15 protein-coding genes are annotated in these 17,847 nt (G+C 39.9%); 7 read left to right on the top strand and 8 right to left on the bottom strand.

Annotated elements, in window-relative coordinates:
- Nucleotides 1–5 precede the first annotated feature (5 nt).
- The gene (rpsJ, locus tag J8L71_RS13470; RefSeq protein ID WP_002957900.1) at nucleotides 6–317 is read right to left on the bottom strand and encodes a 30S ribosomal protein S10; all 312 of its coding nucleotides are present in this window, start codon (nucleotides 315–317) and stop codon (nucleotides 6–8) included.
- Between the two features lie 426 nt (nucleotides 318–743).
- On the opposite strand from rpsJ, the gene plsB reads away from it, so the two are divergent.
- A complete protein-coding gene (gene plsB, locus J8L71_RS13475; protein WP_211000976.1) occupies nucleotides 744–3,182 on the top strand; it encodes a glycerol-3-phosphate 1-O-acyltransferase PlsB in 2,439 nt (812 codons plus the stop codon).
- Nucleotides 3,183–3,203: 21 nt separating this feature from the next.
- Here the strand turns inward: plsB and tesB are convergent, their stop codons facing one another.
- Complete coding sequence (gene tesB, locus J8L71_RS13480; protein ID WP_058549199.1) at nucleotides 3,204–4,061, bottom strand: acyl-CoA thioesterase II; 858 nt, start codon at nucleotides 4,059–4,061, stop codon at nucleotides 3,204–3,206.
- Between the two features lie 77 nt (nucleotides 4,062–4,138).
- Between tesB and J8L71_RS13485 the strand changes: the two genes are divergently transcribed.
- Together J8L71_RS13485 and J8L71_RS13490 are read left to right on the top strand one after the other, a co-directional pair.
- Nucleotides 4,139–4,597 (top strand): EVE domain-containing protein, encoded by a 459-nt coding sequence (locus J8L71_RS13485; protein ID WP_211000977.1) that lies wholly within the window; start codon nucleotides 4,139–4,141, stop codon nucleotides 4,595–4,597.
- An 89-nt stretch (nucleotides 4,598–4,686) separates the two neighbouring features.
- Nucleotides 4,687–5,718: a cytosolic protein gene (locus J8L71_RS13490; RefSeq protein WP_211000978.1), complete on the top strand. Its 1,032-nt coding sequence runs from the start codon at nucleotides 4,687–4,689 to the stop codon at nucleotides 5,716–5,718.
- A gap of 2 nt (nucleotides 5,719–5,720) precedes the next feature.
- Here the strand turns inward: J8L71_RS13490 and J8L71_RS13495 are convergent, their stop codons facing one another.
- Together J8L71_RS13495 and J8L71_RS13500 are read right to left on the bottom strand one after the other, a co-directional pair.
- Nucleotides 5,721–5,927 (bottom strand): hypothetical protein, encoded by a 207-nt coding sequence (locus J8L71_RS13495; RefSeq protein WP_211000979.1) that lies wholly within the window; start codon nucleotides 5,925–5,927, stop codon nucleotides 5,721–5,723.
- Entirely contained in the window at nucleotides 5,927–6,994 is a 1,068-nt protein-coding gene (locus tag J8L71_RS13500; protein WP_211000980.1) for a potassium channel family protein, read from the bottom strand. The genes J8L71_RS13495 and J8L71_RS13500 overlap by 1 nt, the downstream gene beginning before the upstream one ends.
- A gap of 227 nt (nucleotides 6,995–7,221) precedes the next feature.
- On the opposite strand from J8L71_RS13500, the gene J8L71_RS13505 reads away from it, so the two are divergent.
- Nucleotides 7,222–8,532 (top strand): TIGR00366 family protein, encoded by a 1,311-nt coding sequence (locus J8L71_RS13505; protein WP_211000981.1) that lies wholly within the window; start codon nucleotides 7,222–7,224, stop codon nucleotides 8,530–8,532.
- 43 nt (nucleotides 8,533–8,575) lie between these two features.
- Here the strand turns inward: J8L71_RS13505 and J8L71_RS13510 are convergent, their stop codons facing one another.
- On the bottom strand, nucleotides 8,576–9,592 hold the full coding sequence (locus J8L71_RS13510; protein WP_211000982.1) for a site-2 protease family protein: 1,017 nt from the start codon (nucleotides 9,590–9,592) through the stop codon (nucleotides 8,576–8,578).
- A gap of 183 nt (nucleotides 9,593–9,775) precedes the next feature.
- Between J8L71_RS13510 and J8L71_RS13515 the strand changes: the two genes are divergently transcribed.
- Nucleotides 9,776–10,981 (top strand): EAL domain-containing response regulator, encoded by a 1,206-nt coding sequence (locus J8L71_RS13515; RefSeq protein WP_211000983.1) that lies wholly within the window; start codon nucleotides 9,776–9,778, stop codon nucleotides 10,979–10,981.
- A 25-nt stretch (nucleotides 10,982–11,006) separates the two neighbouring features.
- Here the strand turns inward: J8L71_RS13515 and J8L71_RS13520 are convergent, their stop codons facing one another.
- On the bottom strand, nucleotides 11,007–12,083 hold the full coding sequence (locus J8L71_RS13520) for a hemolysin family protein (protein ID WP_211000984.1): 1,077 nt from the start codon (nucleotides 12,081–12,083) through the stop codon (nucleotides 11,007–11,009).
- 85 nt (nucleotides 12,084–12,168) lie between these two features.
- Between J8L71_RS13520 and J8L71_RS13525 the strand changes: the two genes are divergently transcribed.
- Both J8L71_RS13525 and J8L71_RS13530 read left to right on the top strand, forming a co-directional pair.
- Nucleotides 12,169–14,664, top strand: a complete 2,496-nt coding sequence (locus J8L71_RS13525) for a prolyl oligopeptidase family serine peptidase (protein ID WP_211000985.1) — start codon at nucleotides 12,169–12,171, stop codon at nucleotides 14,662–14,664.
- Between the two features lie 180 nt (nucleotides 14,665–14,844).
- The gene (locus J8L71_RS13530; RefSeq protein WP_211000986.1) at nucleotides 14,845–15,549 is read left to right on the top strand and encodes a response regulator transcription factor; all 705 of its coding nucleotides are present in this window, start codon (nucleotides 14,845–14,847) and stop codon (nucleotides 15,547–15,549) included.
- Between the two features lie 57 nt (nucleotides 15,550–15,606).
- Here J8L71_RS13530 and J8L71_RS13535 read toward each other — a convergent pair whose 3' ends face one another.
- Both J8L71_RS13535 and J8L71_RS13540 read right to left on the bottom strand, forming a co-directional pair.
- A complete protein-coding gene (locus tag J8L71_RS13535; protein WP_211000987.1) occupies nucleotides 15,607–17,115 on the bottom strand; it encodes a YifB family Mg chelatase-like AAA ATPase in 1,509 nt (502 codons plus the stop codon).
- 34 nt (nucleotides 17,116–17,149) lie between these two features.
- Nucleotides 17,150–17,764, bottom strand: coding sequence for a trimeric intracellular cation channel family protein (locus J8L71_RS13540; RefSeq protein ID WP_138681107.1), 615 nt, complete (start codon nucleotides 17,762–17,764; stop codon nucleotides 17,150–17,152).
- Nucleotides 17,765–17,847: the final 83 nt, after the last annotated feature.

Genomic DNA, 17,847 nt, shown 5'->3' on the forward strand with positions numbered 1-17,847 from the left:
TTCGATTAACCCAGGCTGATTTGAACATCAACACCAGCAGCAAGGTCTAAACGCATTAGAGCGTCTACAGTCTTGTCAGTTGGTTCTACGATGTCGATCAGACGTTTATGGGTGCGGATCTCGTACTGATCACGCGCGTCTTTATTAACGTGCGGTGATGTAAGTACAGTAAAACGTTCAAAGCGTGTAGGTAGTGGAATTGGACCACGTACTTGTGCGCCAGTGCGTTTCGCAGTTTCCACGATTTCCGCCGTTGATTGGTCAATCAAACGGTGGTCAAAAGCTTTTAGGCGAATACGAATGCGTTGATTTGACATTCTTAAACCTCAATATAAAGAGCATTTAAAGAGCATAAAAAAACGACCGAAACAATCTTAATAATTAAGATGCCGGTTGTTAATCTATATCTACGTTGAGTTCCAAATCGGAACTCCTGTTTATTAGCTTGAAATCCAAGCTTAATTTATCCTTCCAAGTTCCCGGGGGAATTTTGAAAGCCTGCGTATTATAGTGATATTGGTGATAAATGCAACAACTAATTAGAAAAGAATTAAAGTCGAGTATTCGATTAAATAAGCTACAGCCCGTTATGTGCTAGATAATAAATAACTATACTTGAACCTATACTGCCGCATGCAGTCAATTATTAGCTTATAACCAATTACGCAAAATAACGGATTTAGCAGATATTATGGTATCCTATGGGCTTATTTTGCTTTTAATACTCTCAATATGGTGAGGCGATGCGTATTTTTAATTATTGTTTAAATGTTCTTTCTGCTGGAGTAAGCCGCTTACTAGTTAAAAGCAAAGTGCTTCCTGAGAACCCGATTGAGCAGTATGAGCTAAATCCTCAATATCCTACATTTTATATAGTGCGACTAAATTCACGTTTTGATTTAGCGGCACTTGCACGTGTGTGTAAAAAACATGGTTTACCTAGTCCAACCGAAGAGCAGGTGTTAGGTAATAAACAGCTCGATCGTTTTATTGGCATTAAAAATCCACCGCCATTATTTGGTGACGAAGCAAAACCAACCAATGCGCTTGCACAAGGCAAAGAGATTGTTGAGCACTTATTAAATAGTGGGCAAAAGAATGTGCAAGTAGTGCCTGTTACTATTTTGTGGGGGCGCGATCCAGGTAAGGAAAAGCCAGGGCTGCGTACATTAATAACACACTCACTTACACCAAGTTGGTTTAGAAAGTTTTTTGTCGTGTTGTTTTCTGGACGAGATAACTTTATTAAATTTAGCCAACCACTCGATTTATCATTATTAGTTAATGAAAAAGCTGACGTAAGTGAGCTGCCACATAAACTACTGCGTGTTGCACGCGTACATTTTAAGCGCCAGAAACTGGCGGCAACTGGCCCTAAAATGCCTTCTCGCGAGCAATTATTTAACTCTCTTCTTGCTTCACCAACAATAAAAAAAGCCATTCAAGATGAAGCTAAATCTAAAAATATAAGCCAAACAGAAGCGCGCCAAAATGCACTTAAGTTACTTGATGAAATAGCCGCAAATTACTCTGAAGCAATGATACGTGTGGCAGAGCGCTTTTTAACATGGTTATGGAACAAGCTATATAATGGTATTGACGTAAAATACACAGAGCAAATCCACGAGCTAACTAATAAAGGCCACGAAATTATTTATATGCCGTGCCACCGCAGCCACATGGATTATCTGCTTCTTACTTATGCGATTTACCATCAAGGTTTAGTGCCACCTCACATTGCAGCGGGTATTAATCTTAACTTTTTCCCTGCCGGGGGGATTTTTCGTCGCTCGGGAGCATTTTTTATTCGCCGTTCGTTTGCTGGTAATAAACTATATTCGGCCGTATTTAAAGAATATTTAAGTCAGCTATTTATTAAAGGCTACTCAGTTAAGTTTTACACTGAGGGTGGACGCAGCCGAACTGGGCGACTACTTCCGCCTAAAACTGGCATGCTCGCTATGACTCTACAAGCTATGTTACGTGGCATAGACCGCCCTGTTTCTATTGTACCTGTTTACATTGGCTACGAGCACGTAATGGAAATAAATACATACCTTAAAGAGCTGGCCGGTAAAGACAAAAAAGGTGAGTCTATTTTTGGCATATTTAAAGCCATTAAAAATCTTAAAAACTATGGGCGTGGTTATTTAAACTTTGGCGATCCAATTTCTGTAAACCAATATTTAAATGAGAACCAACCAGATTGGCGCGATGCAATCCATCCAACTGATGTACAAAAACCACAATGGTTAGGCCCACAAGTAGCCGCCCTTGCCGATCAGGTAATGGTTAAAATAAACAATGCAGCTGCACTTAATGCCGTTAACTTGCTAGCAATGATATTACTAGTTAACGATAAGCACGCACTGAGTAAACCAAAGCTTTTAGCTCAGCTAGATTTTTATTTACGCCTACAACGCGATGCCAGCTATAGCGAAAAAGTAACCGCACCGGATGAATCACCTGAGCAGCTATTAACGCATGCTTTAAAGCTTAATAAGTTTGAAGTGATTAGCGATGAATTTGGTGAAATCATTGCGATTAGTGAAAAAGAAAAAATCTTATTCAACTACTATCGTAATAACATTTTACACTTGTTTGCCGTACCAAGCTTACTTGCACTGCATTTATTTAAGCAACACACCACAACCATTCAACAATGCGAGCAATTAGTAAAAGCGTTTTATCCTTTATTTGCTAAAGAGTGGTACTTGCAAAAGCTGGATGAAAACTACATTACGCGCATTTTAGCTAACTTTGCAGATCAAAACTTAATAGAAATTGATGGGGATAATATTCACATCACCAACACAAATGACTGTTTAGCCAAACTAGAAATGCTAGGCAGAGCACTTAGCTTTACGCTGCAACGCTACGCTATTGTTATTGGCTTTATCCAAACCAGCAATGGTATAGAAAAGGCTGAACTAGAACGTGAAAGCCAAGTACTTGCAGAGCGCTTAGGGACTCTTCATGGTATTAAAACACCTGAGTTTTTTGACAAAAAAGTGTTAGTTGGCTTTATTGATAACTTACGCGGTGAGTTTTTAATAACAGAAGGTGAAAACGGTTTAGTGGGTAGCACGCAACTTTGTGAAACTTACATGCACCTTAAAACGTTATTGCCAGCTCGTATTTGGCAATCAATCAGCGATATAGTGCAAGGTCAGTGTAACTAGCACTTTATCGCTGTGTAAAGGTTAGCGCTGGCGCATAACCCCTTCTTGTATTGTTGAGGCAACTAAGTTGCCCTGTCGGTCAAAAAACTGCCCTCTAACTAATCCTCGGCCTGAGCTAGCGCTTGGGCTGTCGATTGTATATAAAATCCAATCATCTAATCTAAACGAGCGATGAAACCACATAGCGTGGTCAATTGTCGCGACTTGCATATTTGGTTGCATAAACGATACGCCGTGTGGCTGAAGCGCAGTAGGCAAAAACTCAAAATCTGAAGCATAAGCAAGTAAGTAATTATGAATGCGCTGATCGTCCGGCATTTCACCATTGGCTTTAAACCAAATATGTTTTACAGGCTCTATTGCTTCAGGCTTAAATGGGTTATGAAAAGTCACCGGACGCATTTCAATTGGCATTTCGCGAATAAACTTATTACGAATTACCTCTGGAATATGTGCAGCATTTTCTTGGTAAAATTCAAGTGATGAACGCAGCTCTTCTGGTGGCGGCACATTTGGCATAGTTGCCTGATGCGATAAACCCTCTTCTTCACCTTGAAAAGACGCTGTCATGTAAAAAATAGGCTTACCGTATTGAATCGCTTTTACACGGCGCGTACTAAAGCTTTTTCCATCACGTATGGTTTCTACATCGTAGACAATGGGCTTAGCTGCATCACCTGGGCGTAAAAAGTAAGAATGTAATGAGTGAACTATGCGCCCTTCAGGTAATGTTTCTTTTGCAGCAGAAAGCGCCTGCCCCATAACCTGACCGCCAAATACAGCACCAAAACCTAAATCTTGGCTTTGTCCGCGATATAAACCTTGCTCAATTTCTTCAAGCGTTAACAACGACAATAAATCATCTAATACTTGGCTCATCATTTCTTCCTCAATCCCCTGATAAGTTAATGATACTATAGACTACAACTATGTAAATCTTTGTTAGGAATGACACTATGTCTTATTGGTTGTTTAAAACAGAACCCGATGCATTTTCAATTGATGATTTAAAAAACGCACCAAACCAAACGACACTTTGGGAAGGTGTACGTAATTATCAAGCGCGTAATTTTATGCGTGATGATATAAAACTGGGCGACCAAGTAATGATTTACCATTCAAGCTGCAAACTTGTAGGGGTTGTAGGTATAGCTACAGTGACATGTGAGGCCTATCCAGATCCAACACAATTTGATTTAAGTAGCGATTATTACGATGCAAAGGCCACTAATGATAAACCACGTTGGTTTGTTGTTGAAGTAACATATAAGAGCCATTTAAATAAACGAGCTAGCTTAAAAGATATAAAAGCTAACAATGCTATAACCGAGCTTGCGCTTAAAAAAGCTGGTCGCCTTTCAGTTATGCCAGTTACCAAAAACGATTGGAACGAAATAATTGCCATGAGCAATTAAAAACACTTACCTAGCTTACAACCTGGCTATGTTTGACCTCTTTTAGCTGGGTTTGATACGATCCCCGCTAAGATATAATTGGGGGATTAATGAAATTACTGTATTGGTTAGATGAATGGTTAACGCTTTGTCGTGATGAACAACAAACTAAGCTGCCTATAAACGGCGGTGACTTACTCGGTGATGTGTACGTAAAATATGACTTTGTTGATATAAATAAGCCCCTGCTTTTTACATTCTCCCCCGCAGGTACCAACGTACAAGAGCAAGATCTGACCGATAACTTTGCCCCTTGGGGTTTTCATTTAGCACAAAAACAAAACGTTAATGTAATTTCATTTCAGCACTTAGGTACAAGTAATTGGTTTAGAAGCCGTAATTTGATTTTCTTTTTAGAGCAGCTAGCAACGTTACTTGAACCATTTAAATGTCGCTTAGGTTATGGCTTAAGCCGCGGTGGTTTTGCTGTGGGTGCATTTGCTAAATTATTAAAGCTCGATCAGGTGCTATTCTTTCACCCTGTCAGTACCAAAAATACCGTAATAGTCCCTTGGGATAACCGCTCAAGCACTGCGCTTGCACAACAGTTTGATTGGCAAAGTGAGTATAATGACCTCGATTTAGGCCACGCTAAAGGGTATATAATTTATGACCCTACCAATAAAATAGACCGCTTACATGCTAAGCGTTACCCGCAGCTGACTCATTTGCGTGTATTTGGTATGGGGCACGGTACTCATGCTACTTATTTGAGTAAATTTGGTTTTTATAAACAAGTGGCCGTTGATTTTATTCGCCACCAGCAAATTGATATTGCGCAGTTTCGCCTGCAAACCAAAACACTGCGTTTAAAAGAAGAGTATTATCAGAGCCTAAATAAGGCTAATGCAAGCTCTCCTCACCGCTTAACATTGTTAAGTACCGCACATAAAATTTTAGCCGATGAAAAAGAAGTGCACGTGCAGGAGCATCAGGCCAAAATTGATATTCAACCATTAATTGATGTAGCGCTTAAGCATCAAGATGATCACCCCAATGATGCGATTCAGTTATTGGAGGTCGCACAGCAAATTGTGCCTGACGACCCGCTAATAGAGCATAAACTTAAGCAATTAGAATAATATTATGACGATTTTTTCTTCTTTCTTTTTTTGCGACCATGCTTTGGCACAATAGTAAAATACATTACAAGCCCAAGCCACGAAAATATAATAACGCCTATTAGCCAGCCGTTTTTTTCGTGGCCTTGGGTGCGCTTACTATTTACTACTATAACGACAGGTAAAATATAAGCGCTTAAAATAATAATTAAAAATACAACTTCATTCATTATTTTGCCAAGCTCTGCCAATCCACTTCGCTAGTTAAAACGCGCTCCAGCGCAATGTAGTGCAATATATCGCCTTCACTTACTTTGTAATCAAGTGGTGGGTTTAAATCCATATTTTGTGCACTTAAATTATGCGCTACACCTAATAAAATTGCGTCGTAGTCATGCTTAAAATGATGAAATAAAGTGCCAAACTCCATATCACTACAACCCTCGGGTATCGCTAAGCTAAATTGAGTATCACCATGCAAAGTAGAAAGCAGTTCTTCTTGTACTCGGCTTGAGCCAGGATCTTGCATTGAACGCACTAATATCTCTGCCGATTTAGCACTGCTGCACTCTACATTTTGGCAATGTTCAAGCAGCATATCTACTTTGGTTTCATCTAAAAAGTGAGCGCTTATATGGCACTCTTTTTTAACTAAACGGCTAATACGCAGCGCCGTTGTAAATGTTTGATTATCATCTTGGCCATCAATAATTACTTTATCAGCGCGGTTTATTGCAACACGCTCCAACTCTTCTAAATCAGTAAAGCTTGTAAGACGTGCAAAGTCGACGTTTTCGTTGGTTAAAAATGGGTGATCCATTTGCTCAGTAACCGCCAATAAAATACGGCGGTCAGTGCGCTTGGTATCGGCAAGAATATAATCAATCATCTTTTTTGTACGAGTATCGTGCCAACCAAAAATAATGATGTGGTTGTTACTGTGAGCAAAGTTTTTATCACCAGTCATAGCGCGCCTAATTAAGTAAGTTACTGTTTGCCCTGTTTTTCCTAACAGAACGCCAAATAAAGCTAAACCAAACGGAATTTGTATTAATGCTACAACCCAGCGGCCAAGCTCGCTAGTTGGGCTAAAATCACCATAACCCACCGTTGAGGTTGTGACTGTGTAGTAGTAAAAAAAGGTAGTAAATGATGTAAGCACTTGCTCATTAGCTACATACAATAGCCCCCACGTTATAAGCATGTGAGTTAATATTGCAAGTGCTACTGCCTGCCAACTCAACTGATCAATATGAGCACGAACAAGTAGCGCTAGCCTTTTAAATATTGCCGGCATAATACAAAATCTTTGTTAGTAAATTATCTATAAACAGTACGGTACTGTAAGCCATGCTTTTAAGCAACGTTTAAGCTTTTAAGTATGACCTACCAACCTTTTAGGATTAAAATTTGCTCAACTTTTATAGCTAAACTGCCACGACCAATATAAGACTAAATGCGGGTTTGCTAATCAGCTAAGAGCATGATTAATTATATTAAGAATAAAAAACACACAGACACACTATGCTAAATAAAATTGCCACACCATTTACTAAATTAGTAGAGCGCTACTTACCCGACCCTTTTATATTTGTAATATTACTAAGCATTATTACCTTACTAGGCGCTAGCCTATTTACACCCGCCACAAGTATTGAAGTTATTAACGCATGGGGGAGTGGTTTTTGGAACTTGCTGAGCTTTGCCATGCAAATGCTATTAGTGCTTATTACCGGCTATATGCTGGCTAATACACCACCTATAAATAAACTACTAGAAAAATTAGCTACACTTGCCAATACAGCGCCAAAAGCCATAATTTTAGTCACGCTTATTTCACTCTTAGCAAGCTGGTTAAATTGGGGGTTTGGCTTAGTGATTGGCGCTTTATTTGCAAAAGCCATTGCTAAGCAAACAAAGGTTGATTACAGGTTGTTAGTAGCCAGTGCTTACTCGGGCTTTGTAGTATGGCATGGCGGTTTAGCGGGCTCTATTCCGCTCACTATTGCTACCGAGGGCCACTTTTCACAAAGCAGCATTGGTATAATTAGTACTGAACAAACACTGTTTGCTGGTTTTAACATAGCAATATTAATTGGCTTATTTATTATTATGCCGCTGGTTAACCGCTATATGCTACCTAGTGATAAAAACAGCGTATATGTAGACCCAGCACTAATAAAAGAATCCCCCGCTCATAATGAAAACATAACCCGACCGGCACAACATTTAGAACACAGTAAACTGCTTGGCATAGCAATTGGCTTGCTCGGCCTGTGTTATTTGGCATATTACTTTATATTTGCAGGCGGTAGCTTAAACCTTAATAGCGTTATAGCGGTGTTCTTGTTTTTAGCCATTACCTTACACCAAACACCGCATAACTTACTCAATAGCTTACAACAAGCAATTCCTAGCGGCGCAGGCATTGTTATTCAATTTCCGTTTTATGCAGGCATTATGGCCGTTATGGTCGATAGTGGCTTAGCGCAGCAAATATCGCGTGGTTTTATTGCCGTAGCAGATGCCGATAGCTTGCCATTTTTTAGTTTTATAAGTGCAGGACTCGTTAATATGTTTGTACCTTCTGGCGGCGGGCAATGGGCAGTACAAGCACCGATTGTTATACCCGCAGCGCAAGAACTGGGCGCCGATATCTCTCGCGTTGCTATGGCTGTTGCGTGGGGCGATGCGTGGACCAATTTAATCCAACCCTTTTGGGCACTACCGGTACTGGCAATAGCAGGCTTAAAAGCAAAAGATATTATGGGTTTTTGTGTAGTGCAGCTATTTGTAACGGGGGTATTTATATCGCTGGTATTGAGCTTTTATTAATGAAGCTTTGCGCGCAGTTAAAAGTTAACTGCGCGCAAAATCATTAGCTCGATAGAATCGTCATCGGTAGGCTAAGTATTGGGTTTTCAGAGTCTGCAAAGTGCATCATTACTGCCACGTGCCCTGCAACAACAATAGCGTACATAGCGGCTGAAAAGCCTTGGCCGTATTTATCAAGCGGCAATAAATGCGAGTAATGTCGGCCGCGCCATTCAAATACAATTTCAAGGGCGCCCACAAACAAAAAGAATACCAGCAACATTAAGCCAAATGTATAGCTCAGCCATAAGCCAAATAACACACCGAGTAAGCACACACTCAAACCTACCCAAGAGCGCATTGAAAAGCTGATACTTTTTAATACATGGCCGCCATCAAGCGGTAAAATGGGTAGTAGGTTAAATAAGTTAAGTAGTGCGCTTAATACCGCAACACCTGCAAATATGTCCATTTCAGTGGCGTAATACAAAACCACGCCTAGTACAGAGGTGAATAAGCCAAATGCAGGGCCCATTAATGATATAACCACATCTTGCCAACGCGTTGTTATTTTATCGTCGCTTACAGCAAGCCCGCCTACAAAGGGAATAAGGTAAATCCCTTTGGTTTTTATACCAAAGTATTTCATGGCTTTTACGTGCCCATATTCATGCACTACTAAACACGCAATAAGCATCAGCGCAAATTCAATGCTAAATAGCCACGCATACCCAGCAACCGATGCTCCCGCCAGTGCTACCTTAATTACTTTTGCACTTTTAAATAACTTAAAGCCCAGTGCCGCCAGTCCTAAAAAACCTTTTTTGGGTGTGTTATTTACAGGATTTGGTAAAGCAAGTTGAGTAGCAAATACATCATCAACAAATAACGATATTGATTGATTATTTACCTCTGTGCTGTCTATTCCAACAAGCTTGTTATCTAAAGTAAATTGATAATAATTCTCTCGTGGGTTGTCAAAAGAGATTGCTTGTTGATTATGAAAAATTTGTACAATTTGTTGCCCCGAAAACATTATTGTAAAAGGCTGTTCGGCTAGCATTAAGTCTATTTTTATCATCTTTATGACCGTTTAAAACAATGTCGCTAGTATACCTATCCAGCTTAAAAACACGAGGGGGCTAAGCTGCAGGTTATCTCATTAGCCTAAATAAAATAGGGTTATAAATACTGACAAATACACCACTCGGTACTATTTTTACAGTAACCGAGATTTTTAAATTCACTATTGGAAAGGATAACAATGAAAAAAATAGTGCCGAATATTTTAGTAGTTGATGATTCAATGGCTATTTTAATTGTTATGGAAGCCATACTTAAAGAGTTAGGGCTGTCTGAAACGATCACCACTACTTTAAGTGCTAGAGATGCATTAGATAAAGTAAAAACTAATCCAACCTATTATGATGCAATTTTTACTGATTTAAACATGCCAGAGATGGACGGCATGGAATTAATACGCCACTTAGGGGAGCTAAACTATCAAGGCGGTATTATTATTGTTTCAGAAATGGATCACAAAGTAATAAGCCTAGCGGCAAACCTTGCTAAACAGCATAATGCTCACCTTATTGGGAATATATCTAAACCTGTGCAAATAAGCCAAGTAGGTAATTTGCTACATAAGGCTGCTCATCTAAATAGTCGAACTTTGACTAAAGAGCCCCCGATTTCAAAAATTGAGCTAATTAAAGCGCTAGAAAATGATGAGATTACGCCTTACTACCAACCAAAGGTAAACTCAGAAACCAACATTATAGAGAGTGTTGAAGTACTGGCTCGTATTGTTTCAAAAAAAGACGGCAGTGTAATAATGCCTAACCGATTTATTAGCCTTGCTGAACAACATAATTTAATAAATCAAATTACATTCTCATTATTTGAAAAAGCCACCAGCGATTTTGAAAATATTAAAAGTCAGCTTGGGCATTGCTTAAAGTTAGCATTTAACTTATCTCCGACCCAATTAGATGACTTAAATTGCCCGAACAAATTACTACTTATTTTACAATTAAATCAGCTTACCCCTAGCAATATAATTATTGAAATAACAGAGCAGCATGCACTCTCGAGCCTTCCACAATTAGAAACATTAAACAGATTACGCATGCATGGCTTTGGCCTTTCGCTTGACGATTTTGGTGTAGGTTTTACCAATATGAACCAGTTAAGAAGCTTACCCTTTACAGAAATAAAAATAGATCGCTCATTTATTAGTAACATAGAGACTGATCTTTTTTCGCAGGTAGTTGTTAGCTCTTTGATTAATATAACCAGCGGTGAACACTTAGATTTAGTAGCCGAAGGGGTTGAGCGCCCTGAAGAGCTAGCATATTTAAAACACTACCGAAGAAACTTAGCCATTCAAGGCTTTTTGTTCAGCTGCCCCAAACCTAAAGAAGAGTTTGTATCGTGGGCAAAGAAATGGACTGAAACGCCCCACACATAATTTAAAATATTAAACACCCGAGCGTTTAGTTATCGCCTCGGGTGTCTTTATCTTCATCGCTGACTATATGGCCGCTGTTTGCTAAGCGTTGGCGCCAACGCTGCTTAGCAACCATGCGCATATTAGTTGACTGATCTCGCTCATCAACAATCTCAAGCCCCATTAATGCTTCAATCATATCCTCAAGGGTAACAATGCCTTGCACATCGCCATACTCATCCACAATTAAACAAATATGTGTGCGCTGTGTAAGCAACGTTTGCAATAAAGACGATACATTATGCCCCTCAGGCACGGTATGAATAGGTTTAACTAATTTACTTATTTTGCAGTCGGTACCTAACCGATGATGCGCGAGCATAATATCGTTTTTGTGCACAAACCCTATAATGTCATCAGCGTCTTTATCAAATACTAATATACGAGAAAAAGACGATGAACCATGCTCATTTAAATATTGGTTTACGGTTAAGTCTTTATGAATTTTAAAAAGTACGGTTCGCGGCGTCATTAAATCGCATAATTTTGCATGCCTGAAGTGCAGTAAATTACGAATAATTTCAGATTCATCCTCGTGAAGCGCCCCCGACTCTGTACCAATGTCTGCCATGGCTTCTATTTCTTGGCGTATGTAATACGCTTCATCGTGCTTAGAGCCCATTAAATTAGTTAATTTTTGGGCACACCATACAAAAGGTTTTAGTAAAATAACTAAAAAGCGCAAAGAGTAAGTAACGCTAGGTGTTAATGCTCGCCAATAATTAGCGCCCAATGTTTTGGGTATAATTTCAGAAAGCACTAACACAAGTAGAGTCATTATGGCTGAGGCAATACCGACTGCCGCATCGGAGAAAACAACTGCCGCTTGTGCGCCCACACCAGCAGCACCAGCAGTATGCGCTACCGTATTAAGCGTTAAAATTGCCGCTAATGGCTGATCTATATTGCTTTTAAGCTTTTCAAGCTGCTTAGCAAGCGCGGGCTGATTTTTACGAAGTAAAGCAACATAACTTGGCGAAATACTTAGTAATACAGCTTCCATAACCGAGCACAAAAACGAAATAACGATGGCAGCTATCATATAAATAATCAGTAAGGTCACTTTTTCTCCGATGTGTTGAACGTGTGAGCATGGTAACAATACATGCTATATTTGGCCAAATTACCAAATAATAATAGGCACAAACATGAAATTTAGCTCATATTGGTACAAACAAAATAAATTATTAAAACAAGCTGCTAGCATTTTTACGTTAAGTAGTTTGAGTTTCACGGTCATGGCTGCCCCGCTCGACAAGTCTAAAATACAATTTATTGGCCCGCTTGCTGAAGACATGCAATTAAAACCCTTTCAAACGCCGCACGGCGACGCTATCGTAAATAACTTATTGCCGCAGTTGCAAGCAAGTTCAACTAGTTTGTCGGTATTTGGTAAAAAGCAGAGTTGGCAGCCATTTAATAAAATAAATGCACTCACTTTAGGTGGCCTACAAGCGCTTAAATTTAATATTGAAACCACCCGTTTTAGCCAAGGTACGCTTACCTTAAAAGGACTAGAACAAGGGCAGCTATTTATTGATGGTGAACGTCAAAAAGGCGATAAAAACAGCTATAAACTTGCGCTCACCACCGGCTCTCATACTGCCATTTTAGTAGCGCAGCAAGTTGCTAACTGGAACGAAGTTAGCCTCGACTTTATACCAAAAACTGATATCGACAAAATTACGCTTAGTACATCACAGCAAAAGCGCTTATCTGCCAAACAGTTATTCGATGCGCCGACGATTAGCAGCCTATCAATGGCGCCTAATGCTAAGCACTATATTACAGCAACACGCACTTACAGTGATAAAACCGCAAATCAAGCGAATACAATTACCGAGCTTAAAAACGACAATAACGAAACACTTTATCGATTTGAATCAGGCCAGCCCAGTAATATTATTTGGAGCCCAGATAACCAATATTTAGTGTATTTGTTAAATGGTGAGCTTAAGCAATTAAACCGTAACAACTTCTCTATAAAAACCCTTGCTGAGGATTTAGAAGAAGCCAGTGGCTTTACCTTTTATAACACTCACAGCATTGTTTTTAGCTGGTCTAAATCTGCCGACGAGAGCAACAGCTTAACCAAGCATTATAAAGGCCTGCAAGATCGTTGGTCCTACGCACGCACAAAAAGCCATGTTTATATGCTTGATACTAAAAGCCGCTTAATTAAAGCACTAAGCCAAGGGCCTATTTCGTATAACCTTGAAGATATAAATAGCAATCGTGGTAAAGTTTTAATGAGTCATCCCGTTATGGCCATGCAAGCATCAACACTCCCAGAAACAGAGCTTGTTGAGCTTGATATAAAATCAAACAAATTAAGCTCTCTTGGCAAGTTTAAAACATTTAACCAAGCTAAATACGCAAATAAAGATGTATATGTAGTCGCAGGCCCAGACTTTAAAAATGGCGCTGGCCGCGCCTTACCTAAAAATATGCTTGCCAATAATTACGATGGCCAACTTTATTTACTTACCGATAATGGTAAAAATGTAAAAGCACTCAGCAAACAATTTAACCCAGCCATTGGTCAGCTAAATGTACTTGATAACGGCGATGCACTTATAAAAGTCACCGAGCAAGACACTCAGCCTCTTTATTTATTTGATTTAAGTAAACAGCGTTTTAAAAAACTAAATACAGGGCTAGATATAGTTGAACAATTTAGCTACTCACACGATAGAAATACAGAAGTACTTTTAAGCGGCACAACGGCTTCATCACCACAACAGCTTAAACGTTTAAATATAAGCAAAAATAAAGCAGAGCTTATTTGGGATTCAAAACCACTTGCCTATGCAAATACACAAATACCGAGCCTTGAAGAGTTTAACTTTACTAATAAAGATGGCGTAGAAATAACAGGCCGTGTTTATATACCTAGTAATTTAGATAAAACAAAAAAACACCCTGCACTCGTTTATTATTACGGCGGCACATCACCTGTTACTCGTGGTTTTACGGGGCGCTACCCATTTAACTTGTGGGCTGCAAATGGTTACGTTGTGTATGTAGTACAACCTACAGGCGCAACTGGATTTGGACAAAAGTTTTCAGCCCAACATGTAAATGCATGGGGTGACTATACAGCTAACGATATTATTGAAGGCACACATGCATTTTTAAATAAATACCAATATGTAGATAGCAATAAAGTGGGTAATTTAGGCGCGTCTTACGGTGGCTTTATGACGATGCTGCTGGCAACTAAAACGGATATGTTTAGCGCATCAATTGCTCATGCGGGTATTTCAAACTTAACCTCATATTGGGGCGAAGGTTGGTGGGGATACTTATACTCAGGCGAGGCCTCTAAAAATAGCTTTCCTTGGAATAATGCTAAACTTTACAGCGATCACAGCCCAGTATTTCATGCAGATAAAGTAACCACTCCTATGTTACTTCTTCATGGCGACAGCGACACTAACGTACCGGTTGGCGAAAGCTTAACTATGTATACTGCCTTAAAACTTTTAAATAAGGATGTAGAGCTTATTGAGTACAAAGGCGCTAACCATCAAATTTTTGCTCGCGATAAGCGATTTGACTGGTGGAATACTATGCTAGCCTATTTTGACAAAAAGCTAAAAGACGAACCACAGTGGTGGGATTCAATGTACTCAAAAGACTAATTGATAGGTTATTTTGAATATTTAGCACCTTTTAATTAGTTTAAAGGTGCTAATTTAACCTTTACGTAATACTCTTTATGTCTTTGAAGTATTAAGTTACCTAAAACTTACAAACACCCTTCTCAGCATTTAGTTAATGGTGCTACCATACAGAGCTATAAACACTGAAAATAAAGTACTATGGCTATTAACGTTTTATTGGTTGAAGATGACGAGTTGCTCGTTAAACGCATCCAAAATCACTTCGCAGAAACTGAGTTTACAATTGAGGTTGATCCCACCGGTGCCGATGCACTTAACATTGTAAGGCAACGAGTAAACCTGCGCAGCGCTTTTTCGTTAGCCATAATCGATATTGTTTTACCAAAGCGCGACGGCCTTCAACTTGCTAAAGAGCTAAATACGCTCACTGATATTGGCGTTATTGTTTTATCAAGTAGAGACTCGCAGGCTGATCGTATTGCTGGGCTTGCCCAAGGTGCCGATGACTACATATGCAAACCCGTCGATTTATTAGAGCTTGAGCTACGTATGCGTGCTTTATATAAACGCGTTGCAGTAACGCAAGAAGACGATGAAAGCGAAGAATTTATAGAATACGCCGACTTTAAATTACATCCAGATAACCGCACGCTTATAACTGCCGCAGGTGTGGAGTCGCGATTAACTGAAGCCGAACACAAAGTGCTTATTTGCTTAATTAGCAATGCAGGTAAAGCCACCTCGCGTGAAAAAATCTCTGAAGAAATTGGCCAGCCTGACTGGAGCCCGAACGATCGTACTGTTGATGTTTTAATTGGTCGTTTGCGCAAAAAGCTTAACGATGAAAAAGATCAAAAACGCATTGTTACCGTACGTGGCAAAGGCTACATGCTTTCCCTGTAAAATATGTAGTATATAACCTGACTCTGGGTAATAAATTTATCTTAAAAGTAGCTCAGGCTATTTGGCTAACTGTGCTAGTAATCGTTCAAAAGCGCGATAATTTAGCGCTTCTTTTAGCTCTTCTAAACTAATGTTTTCAGCCCCTTTTAAATCACTAATCGTACGCGCCACTTTTATTACCCTATGATACGAGCGCGGCGATAACGACAACTTCTCACTCGCTCTTGCCAAAAACTGCAATTCAGCTGGCGCAAGAGCGCAATGTATATTCATTTCCTTATTATTAAGCCGCGCATTTACTTTGCCTTGGCGTTTTAGCTGTACACTGTAAGCCGCCTCTACTCGCGCTCTAACTTGTGCGCTGATCTCTTCTGGCTGAGTGCTTTGTAGCTCAACACTTGTTAGGCGAGGTAGTTCTATTTGTAAGTCTATGCGGTCTATAAACGGCCCTGATACCCGTGATAAATAACGCATAACTTGATCAGGTGTCGCACGTTTATCATTATGACATCCTGTAGGGCTTGGGTTTAATGCAGCTATTAGTTGAAATTGGGCAGGAAACTCCATTTGCCTTGCTGCACGCGAGATTACCACTGAGCCTGTTTCCATAGGCTCACGGAGTGAATCAAGCACCTTACGCTCAAATTCAGGCAGCTCGTCTAAAAAGAGCACACCATTATGCGCCAGTGAAATTTCACCCGGTTTAGGGTTTGACGAGCCGCCAACCAAAGCAACTGCCGAACACGTGTGATGCGGGTTACGAAATGGCCGCTGTCGCCAATTATTTAAATCGATAGATTGACCAATAATAGAATAAAGCGCAGCAGTCGAAATAGCTTCATCGTCCGACATGGTTGGCATTATGGTCGCCATTCGCTGGGCCAGCATCGATTTACCAGTACCAGGGGGCCCTAAAAATAATAAATTATGCCCGCCTGCTGCGGCTATTTCTAATACTCGCTTTGCACCAGGCTGACCTTTAACATCACTTAAATCGAGTAAAAAGTCGGGAGCTTGTGTGCAATCGGGATATTCTATATTTAGTGGTAAAGGTTGCTGATTAAGTAAATCCCCCCACACCTCTTGCAAAGAGCTAACAGCTTTACGTTTTACACCATTAACTAGACTCGCGAGGCTATCGTTGGCAAAAGGTAAAAAGCAGCAACGATCTTGCTCTTTTGCAGCAAGCACAGAGGGCAAGATAGCATTAACACCACGCACTTCACCGTTAAGCGCAAGCTCACCATAAAATTCATATTTATGAATGTCAGGGCAAACAATCTGACCAGAGGCCACTAAAATACCTACTGCAATAGCTAAATCAAACCGGCCGCCATCTTTAGGTAAATCGGCAGGCGCTAAATTTACAGTAATTCGCTGATCAGGAAAACCAAATTGAGAGTTCTCAAGTGCACTGCGTACCCTATCTTTAGACTCTTTAACGGATGCTTCTGGGAGGCCAACAATATGAAAAGCAGGTAAACCATTCCCAAGGTGAACTTCTACGATAACTTCGGGGGCATTAATGCCTACTTGAGCACGAGAATATATGCGAGCTAACGACATTCCTTATCCTAGTAAATGGTGTGATTACACCAGTTTAGTCAGGATATTTGAAAACGTGTACTGTGATTTGCCATTTAATAGCGGCAATACGTAGCAATAACGTGGTTAACATCGCCAAAACCATCGCAAGTTCAGTTACCAAATCAAAGTAAACCCCAAGTGTATAAACAATCCCGCCCGCTATACAGGTAATAGCGTATAGTTCACCTTTTAGCAGCATAGGAATTTCGCGTGCCAATACATCGCGGATCATACCGCCAAAACAGCCCGTGATAACCCCCATAATAATAGCGGTCATATGTGGCATGCCGGCTAGTAATGCTTTTTGAGTGCCCATTACAGCAAAAAAAGCCAAACCAAATGCATCTGCAATTTGTAAAGTATAATGCGGAATCGACTTTTGCTTGTTGATAAGTCGAGTGGTGATCAAGACTGCGGCTAAAATGGCATAAAAGTAACTTTGGTCATGAAGCCAAAACACGGGAACATCCAAAATCACATCGCGAACTGTACCACCACCAATCGCTGTGACAGTTGCCAATACCACAACACCAAAGCCATCCATTTTCTTTTCGTGCGCAACTAAAGTGCCCGTAATAGCAAACACAGCAATGCCTATTAAATCAAACCAATGGTAAAGTTCAGTCATGTGTAATAGCCTAAAAATATTTGTGCTGTTTTAACACAAACAATATAAAGTTTTAAGTAATAACGATTTTTTAGAGTAGTTTA

Source organism: Pseudoalteromonas sp. MMG007 (assembly GCF_018100985.1).
Taxonomy (GTDB): domain Bacteria; phylum Pseudomonadota; class Gammaproteobacteria; order Enterobacterales; family Alteromonadaceae; genus Pseudoalteromonas.